Source organism: uncultured Marinococcus sp. (assembly GCF_947493875.1).
In the GTDB taxonomy this organism is placed as follows: Bacteria; Bacillota; Bacilli; order Bacillales; family Marinococcaceae; genus Marinococcus.
Window position 1 is genome coordinate 284,164 of the sequence record NZ_CANLSU010000002.1, and the last position, 11,141, is coordinate 295,304.

The window sequence follows — 11,141 nt, forward strand, 5'->3', positions numbered from 1 at the left end:
TGCTTCCGTACGTGGTGAGGATTTCTTTGGTTAAATTCCAGGAAGGGATGAACGTTCACCCCTTTGAAGTTTTTAACGCTTTCCGGATGCCGAGGAGGCATACGCCGGCTCCGGCACCGAGCCATACCATCGCAGCGAGAAACGCGAAGCTGAGGGCAGTCACGGCATCCGGTGCTTCCCACCACCCGTATGCAGCTGCACCTGCCGCACCCAGCAGCAGAAGCGTACAGAAAATAGTCACGACAAGCCCCGGCCGCCGGCGGTTACGGGCGAGCACTCGGCTGAACACGACAAGAAGCGCAGCCGTGAAAAAGACAGCGGTTATCACGCCGTAATGCTGAAACCATTCCATCGTAATCCCTCCATAGTGGTTAGTGACTGAGCGCCTCGTTCACGGCTTCGAGGGCGTGGATGCGGGTCGTATCGATCACCGGCAGATCCGTATCCTCCGAAGCGATCAGCATGCCGAGCTCCGTGCAGCCTAAAACGATGCCCTCCGCCCCGTTTTCTCGCAGCTGCGTCATCACCTCGAGCATATAGCTTTTGGATTCCGGCCGGATCGTTCCGTGGCAGAGCTCCTCAAAGATGATGCGGTTGATCTCCATACGCGCTTCTGGATCAGGCAGCGTCACCTCCAGGCCGCCTGCCCGGAGCCCTTCGGTGTAAAACGGTTCCTCCATCGTATATTTAGTGCCGAGCAGGCCGACACGTGAAAGGTGTTGCCGGTGGATCTCACGAATGGTAGCTTCGGCGATATGGAGCACCGGAATATTTACGCAGCTTTCGAGCGTCCCGGCGACCTTGTGCATCGTGTTCGTGCAGAGCACAATAAAATCTGCGCCCCCGCGCTCAAGGGCCGCAGCCGCTTCCCCGAGCCGTTCTCCGGCTTCCTCCCAGCTGCCTGCAGCCTGCATCTGTTCAATCTCTTCAAAGTCAACGCTGTACAGGAGGCACCGGGCCGAATGCAGCCGCCCCAGCCGGCGGTTCACCTCTTCATTAATCAGCTGGTAGTACAATACGGAGGACTCCCAGCTCATCCCTCCCAGCAGCCCAATCGTCTGCATATTTTCCGTCCCCTTTCTGTTAGATAGCTCACATTTGGTGTTATATGCTTATATTACCATTTTTATCATACTTTATTGGCGTGACGTATTGGCTGTGTTATGATTAAATAACAGAAAATTGTTTTAGCATGAATTTGACAGTTGCAGCTTAAGCCAAGGGCGGTAAACATTCTGGACAAAAGCGCCGGTAATGTACTGCCGTTGAAGAGAAATACTGGTTATATGGATGAGCATATACGATGAACGAAGGCTTGAAAAGCCTGAGCCGGCATTTTGCGGCCGGGCCTTTGGGAAATAAGGAAATGCCTTTAAGTGAAAACAGGCGGGAATCTTCAGACAATCAGCGCTGACAGATAAGCTGCAGAGAGCTCTGCCTCTCTGTGGTTTTTTATATTTATACGTATTAAAAAGCCAGGCCGATGGCCAGAGTACAACATAATACACCGGCAGTAGTTGAAAAGAAGAACGCTTTTCTTCGCAGCCAGTACTAAGGATGCTTCTTAGTGCTGGCTTTTTATCTGCCGGGCCAAATCCTACAGAAAAGAGGCTGAAACGATGAATTCTCCCGCATTTGTTTACTGCTACAATTCAAAAGAACGCGAAGTAATTGTCGGCCGGTGTCAGGACATGGATACTGAAGGATGGAAGCGAAAAGGGTATACGGTTGTGGAATGCAGCGATGAGGAGGAGCTGTATGAAGGAATGAAAGGCTTCCGAATGAACGAGTGGATTGTGACGATTATGTCGAATCTCTCGCTGTTTGAAAAATTTCTGCATGAATCCTCCACTGTCACAGAAAGCAGGCAAAAAAACAGGTAATGTTTTCATCGATACTGAGAAAGCGGGCTGTGCCAACCATTGGCGCAGCCCTTTTTTATAAGCAGAAATATGAATTTGACATTCTCACAAAATTCCTCTATATTTATCGATATTGATAATCATTATCAATATAGCTTTTTATTACATAAACATATGTGGGGGAGAAAATATGGGCATTGTTCAACATCCAAAGCGTTTACTGGGAATGACAGCTGCTTCTATCGGAATCATGGGGGCTCTTGCCGGCTGCTCCGGGCAAAATGATTCCAGCGGCCAGGAATCATCGGTATCGGAAGAAAGCAACGGGGAAGAGGAGATTGTGATTGAGCACGCCTTTGGGGAAACGGTCATTGAAGGAGAGCCGGAGCGGGTAGCAACGGTACAGTGGGGGAACCAGGACACGGTGCTTGCTTTGGATGAGGTGCCTGTTGGGTTTTCTGCCGCCAATTTCGGCGTGACGAATGACCAGGGGCTTCTGCCGTGGACGGAGGAAAAGCTGGATGAACTCGGGGCTGAAGATCCGAATGTATTCCAGGACACGGACGGCCTTGATTTTGAAGCCATATCAGACAGCAATCCCGACGTCATTTTGGCTGCGTATTCCGGCATTACCCAGGAGGATTACGATCTGTTGAGCGAAATTGCCCCGGTCGTGGCCTATCCGGAATCGCCGTGGACGACGTCGTGGCGGGACCAGATTCGTCTGAATTCTAAAGGAATGGCGATGGAAGAGGAAGGCGAAGAGCTTATCACCGAAACGGAAAACCTGATCGAAGAGAAGGCCTCCGAATATCCGGAAATCGAAGGCAAAACCGTCGCATGGGTGAATTTTTCCGCCAACGATCTCTCTGAGCTGCATTTCTACACGCCAGCAGATCCACGAGTGTCCTTTTTAAATGAATTAGGGTTTGAAAACCCGGACAGCGTCACAGAATTAGTGGAGGACGAATCGGCCTTTTCGGTAACGATGAGTGCTGAAAATGCGGATGCGCTTAACGATGTGGATCTTATCATGGGCTACGGGGATGAGGAGCTGTATGAAGCCGTCCGCGCCGATCCTCAGCTGGGACAGATCTCGGCCATTAAAGAGGGCAACGTAGCATTTGTGGAAGACAGCTCTGAACTGGGAGCGTCGGGCACGCCAACGGCGCTGTCGATTCCTTATACGATTGATGACTATATGGAATTGATCGGAGAAGCGCTCAACGAATCCGATGAGTAGTATCGTAAAGAAAAGAAGCGCTGCGAATGTTCATGTGCCGAGGCACCTGACGAGGGTGCTTGCTTTCTTTTCTGTTGCCCTTACTGCCTGTGTGCTGGCGTCGCTCGTGTTTGGCGCGCGGACGCTCACGTGGGAGGAAATAACAGCTGGATTATCCTATTCCAGTACGGACTCGTATGCCGTGAGCGTCGTGCAGGAGAGGGTCCCCCGGACCGTGTTCAGCCTGTGCTGCGGCGCGGCGCTTGGCATCTCAGGAGCGTTGATGCAGGCCGTGACCAGAAATCCGATTGCTGATCCGAGCATCCTTGGGGTGAACACCGGGGCAGCGCTGTTTGTGGTGGCCGGTCTTGCATTTTGGAATATAAGCACGGCCGGTCAGTACATAGGGTTTGCGATTGTAGGAGCCATTTTGACGGCCATTTTCGTGTACGGAATAGGGTCGATGGGCCCGGCCGGCGCGACCCCGTTGAAGCTTGTACTCGCCGGAGCTGCGACAAGCGCTGCTTTGTCTTCGGTCATCAGCATGATTATTCTGCCGCGGTCGAACATTCTGGACCAGTTCCGGTTCTGGCAGGTGGGAAGCGTCGGTTCGGGCAGCTGGAGCAGCATATTAGCGTTTTCCCCCTTTTTAGTGTTTGGGGTAATCCTCGCTGTGCTTTCAGCTTCGGCATTGAATGCGCTCGCCCTTGGGGATGAGGTGGCTACCGGGCAGGGCGTCCGGACCGGGATGCTGAGAATTATCGCCGCCTTTGCGGGGGTCATCCTGTGCGGTGCGGTCACGGCGCTTGCCGGGCCGATAGGCTTTATCGGGCTTATGGCCACTCATTTTATCCGCCTGCTGCTCGGGCCTGATTTGCGCTTGATTATCCCCATATCAGCGATGGTCGGAGCCATTATCCTTACGACAGCGGACGTTTTGGGACGGGTCATCGTCAGTCCCGGGGAGCTTGAAGCCGGTGTTGTGACGGCATTTATCGGCGCCCCGCTGTTAATCTTTTTAGCTATGCGAATGAAAGTGCGGTCGTTATGAATAATGTAATCAATGTAATCATTGCCGAACGGCGGCAGCGGCGCCGGAGATGGCTTATCGTTAACGCGCTTCTGGTAGTTCTGTGTCTCGCACTCTGCGGTGCCATGCTGCTGCTCGGCAATACCATCTATTCTGTGCCGGAGGTGCTCCGGGCACTGACGGGGGACGCGGATGGCGGCGCTTCTTTTGCGGTTAACACGATCCGGCTGCCGCGAATGCTTGCGGGGCTGCTGGCCGGGTTTGCGTTTGGTATCGCCGGTAACGTCTTTCAGACCATGCTGCGCAACCCTCTGGCGAATCCGGAAATACTGGGCATTACCGCTGGTTCGAGTGCGGCGGCGCTTTTTTGCATTCTGATTCTGCATACGAGCGATACGATCGTTTCGGCTGCTGCGCTGGTGGCGGGGCTCGTTACCGTTATTATTATCTATGGTTTCTCGAAGGCGGGCTCGTTTTCCACGGGACGGTTGATTTTAATCGGAATCGGCGTGCAGGCGATGCTCACTGCCTTTATTTCGTATCTCCAGCTGATTGGGCGGCAGGAGGATTTGTCAAAGGCGCTGCAGTGGCTCAGCGGAAGCCTGAACGGTGTGCAGCTTGATTCCATGCTGCCGCTGGGGCTCGGAATTGTTATCTGTGCGCCTGTCGTTATTGGACTCGGGAGGCATTTAAGCATCCTTGAGCTCGGGGAACAGTCGGCCGTCTCTCTCGGGTTGAATACGGATATAACAAGAATCCTGCTTATTCTAAGCTCAGTCTGCATGCTCGCTCTTGCAACATCGGTGACCGGCCCGATCGCGTTTGTGGCTTTCCTCTCGGGGCCCATTGCCAAACGGCTGACAGGAAGCGGCTTTACAAGCGTAGTCCCTGCCGGCCTGGTCGGGACCAATCTGGTGCTGGCTGCGGATCTGCTCGGCCAGTTCGCTTTCGATACAAGATTTCCGGTCGGCATTATTACCGGTGTTCTTGGCGCCCCGTTTCTGTTGTATTTGCTTATTCGAATGAACCGAAAGGGAAGTTTATGATGAAATCAAGCCACCAGTTCCAAACAGAAGATATTGTTGCCGGCTATGAACAGAAAATGGTTCTTGATCACATTAATGTCCAGCTTAGAAGCAACCAGATCAATACGATCATCGGTGCAAATGCGTGCGGAAAGTCTACGCTGCTAAAAACGATGGCCCGTCTGCTTAAGCCTCGTGAAGGGAAAATCACTCTCGACGGCAAAGCCATACATAAAATTCCATCGAAACAGCTGGCGCGGACGCTGGGGCTGCTGCCGCAGTCCCCCATTGTGCCGGAGGGAATCACAGTCGCTGACCTGGTCGGAAGAGGCAGGTTCCCGCACCAGTCTCTTCTGAAGGGGTGGAGCCTGAAGGATTACGAGGCGGTGGCGGAGGCGATGGAGACCATGAATATCACTGAACTCGCGGAGCAAAATATTGATGAACTTTCCGGCGGCCAGCGTCAGCGCGTGTGGATTGCGATGGCCCTGACCCAGCAGACCGATATTTTATTTCTGGACGAGCCTACGACGTTTTTGGATATTACCTACCAGCTTGAAATCCTCGACCTGCTTACCGATCTGAACCGCAGGCATGGAACGACTATTGTAATGGTGCTTCATGACGTAAACTTATCCGCCCGCTACGCTGACCATATTTTTGCCCTCCGCGAAGGCCGGCTTGCGGCAAGCGGAGCACCGTCCGAAGTGATCACGGCAGATATGATGAAGGAGATTTACGGGCTCGATTGTACGGTGATTGAAGATCCTGTATCGCTTTCTCCTATGGTCGTGCCAAAGGGGCGTTATCATAATGAAAGCGAAGGATAATAGCATTAATCACTTTTTTAAATACCGTGCGGCATAGCTGCGATCATTTCCTCCGGAAAAGCTGCCGTGATAATCTTTTTTAATTGAGACTGTTCCTTTAAAACGGGCAGTCTTTTTTGCTTTCACTAATATAGGAAAATTATCACGATAGTGGATAGGTTTATGCATAGAGAAAATTGATTATAAAGGGTTTTATTAACGCATTAAACAGGAATATATAAGAGTTAAGCGCTTCGGGGTAATATTATTTGTTACAAATAGTGAGTAAAGATGAAGAAAAATAATTTCTATTATTGATTACATATACCTAAAACTTAAGGCATGTGGTAAAATGAGTCAATACTACGGCCACTATCGTTTGTTTACATAAATGCTCCAGAAAATATACTAGCGTTCATGAGCAGAACGGGGGATAAAATGAAGCACAAGGAAATAACGCAGATTAAAACCCAGGAAGTGGTGAAGCGTGTCAGTCTGTCGATGCTTGTTTTAATTCCGGTATTTATGCTGGTGAATTTTTATGATGTATTTTTTATGGGCGCACCGCTTGAAAGAGACGGACTGATAATAAGACTGCTGACGGGTATAATTCTTCTGGGGCTCGTGCTCTGGATAATATTTAAGCGCAGCGTGGAGCAGCAGGTGCAGCGGAACTACTACCACGCTTTATTTGACCAGCCGCTTTCCCCGGTATTTCTGCTCAATGACCGCGGCAAGGTGATCGAAGTAAACGAAAAGCTGCTTGAAATGCTGAATAAAGAACGTGATACCGTCATCGGCCTTTCGATGAATGAATTAAACTTTACGGATCATGCTCTGGTCGAAAAGTACACAGACCGGGTCATGAAGGGAAATTCCCAGCATTTCGAAGTAAACCTGCGGCGTCAGGACAATTCGGTCATGGAGCTTGAAGTAATGGCAAGTCCGGTTTTTATGTATAAACGTATTATTGGCATGATCGGCATTATTAGGGATCGTTCCAAGCATAATTCGAATGTCCGCAAGCTTGAGCGTCTCGCGAACGTGGACGGCTTAACGGGCCTCTCTAACCGGAGGGCATTTAATGACGCCTTTGACCGGTACTGGGCTGAAGGGATGGAACGCCAGTCTCCGCTTGCGGTGATGATGATCGATCTGGACGAATTTAAAAATTTCAATGATACGTACGGTCACCTCGAAGGAGATGAATGCCTGAAGCAGATTGCCGGAGCTGTCCACGGGGTATGCATGCGCTCCGGAGGCATGGCCTCCCGCTTTGGCGGAGAAGAATTTGCTCTGCTGCTGCCAAAAACAAACAACAAAGAAGCACGGGCGATTGCCCACTCGATCAGTGAGGAAGTAAGCAGACTGAATATTCGTCATGAAACGTCAAGAGTGAGCTCGAAGGTGACAGTCAGTATTGGTGTGAATGTCGTTGTGCCTGCCCTGCACCGCCACCGGGAGGACATGATGCTCAAAGCGGACCAAGCCCTGTACGATGCGAAAAGCAGTGGGAAAAACATGGTGAAAATATAAGAGAAGCCGGGACTGGATCAAGAGGTGACAGAGATGGACACCAGACAGCAAAAAGCTGTAAATAAAAAATCAATCTATGCAGGGCGCTTAAAGAAGGATCTCTTCGGCAGCGCCCTGCTTCTTTTAGTGACAATTATTCATTGGCTGTCAGCTGATTTCACGGCGGGGACCTATTTGTTTTACGGAGTGGTTTATACGGTCATGGCCCTGGAGGACTTGTACATTTACCGCAAAATGAAGGCAGAGCAGAAATGCATAGAAAAGAGTATGCGGCATAAATGATAAACGAAGGGAGGAAAACGTCAGATGGTACTTACGATACACCAGTTAAATGAAAATGATATCCCGTCACTTGTAGAGCTACCCCTGGAGGTCGGCTGGGACTATGATGAAGCGGAAATGAAGGCGGTGCTCGCTTCCGGGATAGTATACGGACATAAAACTCCGGAGGGCACGGTGGTCTCCAGCTCGGCTGTAATTCCTTACAAAGAAACGGCGGCGCTCGGACTCGTTATTGTCCGGAAGGATTACCGCCGGCGGGGCCTGGCCAGGGAAGCTGTGCAGGCGTGTCTGGATATTTTACCGGCAGATACCGGGGTGATGCTGTTTGCTACTGACGAAGGGAAGCCGTTATACCGCGAGCTCGGGTTTGAAGAAGCAGGCAGGGTGTACAAATATATCGCTCAGGGGCAAGAGATGAAGAAAAACAGCACTGCTCTGCCGAATAACATAGAGGGGTATAAGGGTTCCGACTGGGAGAGCGTGAAGCACTTGGACCGCGAGGCGTTTGGGGAAGGACGGGATGTCTTTTTGCACCACCGGCTTCATCAGGCGCATCAGTGTCTTGTGTTAAAGGATGACCAAAATCATCCGGCTGGCTTTGGTTTGTCGATCTGGCATGAAGATCAGCTGCTGATTGGTCCGGTCACGGCTCCAGATGAACGAGAGGCAGCTGCGTTAATCGAGCAGCTGATAGAGGCGCATCTGGTAAAGGTTCGGATCGATCTTACCGCAGAAAGCAGAATTATTACGTCCATGCTTGAGCAGTACGGCTTTGAAAAGCAAAGCGAGCCGCCTATGATGAAGCGTGGCCCCTGGAATGCAGGCACCCGGAACAGGGGTCTCTACGCTATCGCATCACAGATCTTCGGGTAAGGAGAAGGTCTTTCTTAAAAATAAATTTTCACAGGTGTTGCTGCCTGAAACAGGATTTATGGTGCCAGATTATGTTATTTTATTAGGAGAGAAGTGCGTGGCCATGAACATTTGACCGCCTTTTATTAATGGTGGGAACCGTGGGAGAGATATCATGATCAGTGGACCATTCACAACATCTATACTTCCAGGAATCATAGCCTTCCTTTTCACGCTGTTGTTTGTGCTGAAAGGATGGGCGCTCTGGGTCAAATTGCTGCCGGGCATTATACTTATGGCTTCAGCCATTTCCCTTTTTTATTACGGCTATATGCACGTTCGGGGGTTTGAGGGAGCATCGTATGGCATTCTCGGAGGATTTTTAAGCCTCTTTGCTGTTGTATGCTTTGTAATGGCCGGATGGGATTTGCGTAATAGTAATTTTTTTAAGTAGCAGACGTTAGGGTACATAAGCTGTAAAAGGAGGTCTCTCGTAATGTGCGGAAGATACACCCTTGTTCATTCTAAAGAGGCGTTGGAACAGGCCTTTGGCGCAGCATTTCCGGAAGGGCAGGAAAGCTACAACATAGCCCCGTCCCAGAAAGTGCTGGCGGTAGCTTCCTCCACTGAACAGACGAAAGCCGGCTGGCTGCAGTGGGGGCTGATCCCGTCCTGGGCAGACGATAAAAAAATAGGCCATAAAATGATCAATGCCCGGGCAGAAAGTGTCGATACCAAACCGGCATTCCGCCGCCTGCTTGAGCGCCGGCGCTGCCTCGTGATTGCCGATGGCTTCTATGAATGGGACCGCGAAGGCGGGACAAAGCAGCCGTACCGGATAACGGTCGACAACGAAGAACTGTTCGCGTTCGCCGGGCTGTGGGACAGATGGGAAAGCGAGGAAGAAACGATTACGTCGTGCACGATCATTACGACTGAAGCAAACGATTTAATGCAGAGCATTCACCACCGGATGCCGGTCATCCTGGATGAAGAAGCACGAAAAACCTGGCTCGATCCGCATGAAACCGATAAACAAGTGTTGAAATCGCTGCTGCAGCCATTCGACGATTCCCGGATGACGATGTATCCTGTAAGCACTGAAGTAAACAGTCCAAAGCATAATCATGCCGCTTTAATAGAACGCGTGAAATAAAAGAAACAGCCCGGCTTTTCCTATTTTATAAGGAGAAGCCGGGCTGTTTTTGTATGGGCTCTGCGAAGCAGGTCAGTTCGATGGTGTCACGATAGTGATGTCGTCGAAATTCCTTAAAACAGGGTGGCTCCGCTTTTCTTGTTGTCCAGCTCCGAGCGTTACCACCCGGGTCCATTCGCATTTTCAGATCGTTTGCGACTGCGCCGAAAGCCGACTGAAAACGGCGAGCCGTCCCGGGTGGTAACCGAACGCTCTCCGCTTTTCCTGCTGTCCAGCTTCGGTCCGCAGTCGCTCGTTCCGTTGACCCTGCCCTGCCTTCCTTGTTTAACAACAAGTGCAGGCAGGGCGTGGTCAGCCGTACGAGACTCCTGAACAGCGGACCTCCGCTTTTCTTATAGCTTTTTCCGGGCGACGGCTTTGCGTATTTTGGCGACCGCTTCCTGGGCCTGATCTTTCTTTTTGATGCAGTAATTGACATACAGGCCGTCGAGGAGCGAAAGCTCGGCTAGTCTGGAGGCGAGCGCTTCGGAGCGGTATTCGGTTTCGCGCGAAATGGTTTGCAGCGTCAGGTCGGCCTTTTGGCTGATGGGCGTTTTGGCGTAGCTTGTGATTGCGATAATGCGGGCCCCCTGTTCTTTGGCTACATCCATCGCTTCGAGTACGTCTTCGTTGGCTCCGGAGTGTGAAATCACAATCGCGACGTCGTTTGGCTTTAGCTGGGAAGCGGCCATCACCTGCCAGTGGGAATCGGTATAGGCATGGCTCGGAAGTCCGGTGCGCATAAATTTATGCTGGCCGTCCTGAGCAGTGACGCCGGAGCCGCCGCTTCCATAAAAATGAAGCTCGGACGCTTCAAGCAGGTACTGGACCGTCTGGCGGACCGTGCTTTCATCAAGCACCTCCTGGGTGTAGGTGAGTGCATTTTTATTACTTTGAAATACCTTGGACATAACCTCTGCTTCGGTGTCGTTTTCCTGGATCGTTTCATGAATGTCTTCGATCGGTTCGATAATGTCGGAAGCGAGCGCGATTTTCATCGCCTGATAGCCCTTAAAGCCGAGCCGCTTACAGAAACGGAACACGGTGGCGTCTGCCAGGGAAAGCTGGTCGGCTACCTGATTGATGGTCGAGTGGACGATGGTTTCGGGATTTTGCAGCATATAATCGGCAATTTGCTTTTCTTTGTCGCTAAAACTGTTGTACAGCGACTGGATGCGCTGACGGACGTGAGTCGTTTCGGTAGCCATGAGCATTCCTCCGGTGAAAAAAGTCTTACCTTCATCATAAAGGAATAAATTTCACTTAGCTAATGAAATGTACGAAAAAAATTTTCTTAAAACGCTTGCATAGAATTTTATTTCACGTAT

14 protein-coding genes are annotated in these 11,141 nt (G+C 51.0%); 10 read left to right on the forward strand and 4 right to left on the reverse strand.

Going from position 1 to position 11,141, the window contains the following annotated elements; translation table 11 throughout:
- Positions 1-55: 55 nt before the first annotated feature.
- Together Q0757_RS04290 and Q0757_RS04295 are read right to left on the reverse strand one after the other, a co-directional pair.
- Complete coding sequence (locus Q0757_RS04290; protein WP_298785100.1) at positions 56-352, reverse strand: hypothetical protein; 297 nt, start codon at positions 350-352, stop codon at positions 56-58.
- A gap of 19 nt (positions 353-371) precedes the next feature.
- On the reverse strand, positions 372-1,064 hold the full coding sequence (locus Q0757_RS04295) for an aspartate/glutamate racemase family protein (protein ID WP_298785102.1): 693 nt from the start codon (positions 1,062-1,064) through the stop codon (positions 372-374).
- A gap of 555 nt (positions 1,065-1,619) precedes the next feature.
- On the opposite strand from Q0757_RS04295, the gene Q0757_RS04300 reads away from it, so the two are divergent.
- The 8 genes from Q0757_RS04300 to Q0757_RS04335 all read left to right on the forward strand — a co-directional run bounded on the left by Q0757_RS04300 (position 1,620) and on the right by Q0757_RS04335 (position 8,639).
- The gene (locus tag Q0757_RS04300; protein ID WP_298785104.1) at positions 1,620-1,883 is read left to right on the forward strand and encodes a hypothetical protein; all 264 of its coding nucleotides are present in this window, start codon (positions 1,620-1,622) and stop codon (positions 1,881-1,883) included.
- A 169-nt stretch (positions 1,884-2,052) separates the two neighbouring features.
- Positions 2,053-3,105 (forward strand): ABC transporter substrate-binding protein, encoded by a 1,053-nt coding sequence (locus Q0757_RS04305; RefSeq protein ID WP_298785105.1) that lies wholly within the window; start codon positions 2,053-2,055, stop codon positions 3,103-3,105.
- Positions 3,098-4,135, forward strand: a complete 1,038-nt coding sequence (locus Q0757_RS04310; protein WP_298785107.1) for an iron ABC transporter permease — start codon at positions 3,098-3,100, stop codon at positions 4,133-4,135. The genes Q0757_RS04305 and Q0757_RS04310 overlap by 8 nt, the downstream gene beginning before the upstream one ends.
- Positions 4,132-5,160: an iron chelate uptake ABC transporter family permease subunit gene (locus tag Q0757_RS04315; protein ID WP_298785109.1), complete on the forward strand. Its 1,029-nt coding sequence runs from the start codon at positions 4,132-4,134 to the stop codon at positions 5,158-5,160. Before Q0757_RS04310 ends, Q0757_RS04315 begins: the two co-directional genes overlap by 4 nt.
- Entirely contained in the window at positions 5,160-5,969 is an 810-nt protein-coding gene (locus Q0757_RS04320) for an ABC transporter ATP-binding protein (RefSeq protein WP_298785386.1), read from the forward strand. The genes Q0757_RS04315 and Q0757_RS04320 overlap by 1 nt, the downstream gene beginning before the upstream one ends.
- 417 nt (positions 5,970-6,386) lie before the next feature.
- On the forward strand, positions 6,387-7,484 hold the full coding sequence (locus Q0757_RS04325; protein ID WP_298785112.1) for a diguanylate cyclase domain-containing protein: 1,098 nt from the start codon (positions 6,387-6,389) through the stop codon (positions 7,482-7,484).
- 33 nt (positions 7,485-7,517) lie between these two features.
- On the forward strand, positions 7,518-7,766 hold the full coding sequence (locus Q0757_RS04330; protein ID WP_298785114.1) for a hypothetical protein: 249 nt from the start codon (positions 7,518-7,520) through the stop codon (positions 7,764-7,766).
- A gap of 24 nt (positions 7,767-7,790) precedes the next feature.
- The gene (locus Q0757_RS04335) at positions 7,791-8,639 is read left to right on the forward strand and encodes a GNAT family N-acetyltransferase (RefSeq protein WP_298785116.1); all 849 of its coding nucleotides are present in this window, start codon (positions 7,791-7,793) and stop codon (positions 8,637-8,639) included.
- A gap of 69 nt (positions 8,640-8,708) precedes the next feature.
- Here Q0757_RS04335 and Q0757_RS04340 read toward each other — a convergent pair whose 3' ends face one another.
- The gene (locus Q0757_RS04340; RefSeq protein ID WP_298785117.1) at positions 8,709-8,927 is read right to left on the reverse strand and encodes a hypothetical protein; all 219 of its coding nucleotides are present in this window, start codon (positions 8,925-8,927) and stop codon (positions 8,709-8,711) included.
- 187 nt (positions 8,928-9,114) lie between these two features.
- Here Q0757_RS04340 and Q0757_RS04345 point away from each other — a divergent pair, with 187 nt between their 5' ends.
- Both Q0757_RS04345 and Q0757_RS04350 read left to right on the forward strand, forming a co-directional pair.
- Positions 9,115-9,774, forward strand: a complete 660-nt coding sequence (locus Q0757_RS04345; protein ID WP_298785119.1) for an SOS response-associated peptidase — start codon at positions 9,115-9,117, stop codon at positions 9,772-9,774.
- 192 nt (positions 9,775-9,966) lie between these two features.
- On the forward strand, positions 9,967-10,146 hold the full coding sequence (locus tag Q0757_RS04350; protein ID WP_298785120.1) for a hypothetical protein: 180 nt from the start codon (positions 9,967-9,969) through the stop codon (positions 10,144-10,146).
- Between the two features lie 20 nt (positions 10,147-10,166).
- On the opposite strand, the gene Q0757_RS04355 is transcribed toward Q0757_RS04350, so the two are convergent.
- Positions 10,167-11,021, reverse strand: a complete 855-nt coding sequence (locus tag Q0757_RS04355) for a MurR/RpiR family transcriptional regulator (protein ID WP_298785122.1) — start codon at positions 11,019-11,021, stop codon at positions 10,167-10,169.
- Between the last annotated feature and the right edge of the window lie 120 nt (positions 11,022-11,141).

Excerpts from the sequence above, each read along its gene's own strand:
- Q0757_RS04295 (WP_298785102.1), bottom strand. The coding sequence starts at position 1,064 with ATGCAGACGATTGGGCTGCTGGGAGGGATGAGCTGGGAGTCCTCCGTA.
- Q0757_RS04335 (WP_298785116.1), top strand. The coding sequence starts at position 7,791 with ATGGTACTTACGATACACCAGTTAAATGAAAATGATATCCCGTCACTT.
- Q0757_RS04305 (WP_298785105.1), top strand. The coding sequence starts at position 2,053 with ATGGGCATTGTTCAACATCCAAAGCGTTTACTGGGAATGACAGCTGCT.
- Q0757_RS04315 (WP_298785109.1), top strand. The coding sequence starts at position 4,132 with ATGAATAATGTAATCAATGTAATCATTGCCGAACGGCGGCAGCGGCGC.
- Q0757_RS04310 (WP_298785107.1), top strand. The coding sequence starts at position 3,098 with ATGAGTAGTATCGTAAAGAAAAGAAGCGCTGCGAATGTTCATGTGCCG.
- Q0757_RS04325 (WP_298785112.1), top strand. The coding sequence starts at position 6,387 with ATGAAGCACAAGGAAATAACGCAGATTAAAACCCAGGAAGTGGTGAAG.
- Q0757_RS04355 (WP_298785122.1), bottom strand. The coding sequence starts at position 11,021 with ATGGCTACCGAAACGACTCACGTCCGTCAGCGCATCCAGTCGCTGTAC.
- Q0757_RS04330 (WP_298785114.1), top strand. The coding sequence starts at position 7,518 with ATGGACACCAGACAGCAAAAAGCTGTAAATAAAAAATCAATCTATGCA.
- Q0757_RS04340 (WP_298785117.1), bottom strand. The coding sequence starts at position 8,927 with ATGGCTGAAGCCATAAGTATAATGCCCGGCAGCAATTTGACCCAGAGC.
- Q0757_RS04290 (WP_298785100.1), bottom strand. The coding sequence starts at position 352 with ATGGAATGGTTTCAGCATTACGGCGTGATAACCGCTGTCTTTTTCACG.
- Q0757_RS04345 (WP_298785119.1), top strand. The coding sequence starts at position 9,115 with ATGTGCGGAAGATACACCCTTGTTCATTCTAAAGAGGCGTTGGAACAG.
- Q0757_RS04320 (WP_298785386.1), top strand. The coding sequence starts at position 5,160 with ATGAAATCAAGCCACCAGTTCCAAACAGAAGATATTGTTGCCGGCTAT.
- Q0757_RS04300 (WP_298785104.1), top strand. The coding sequence starts at position 1,620 with ATGAATTCTCCCGCATTTGTTTACTGCTACAATTCAAAAGAACGCGAA.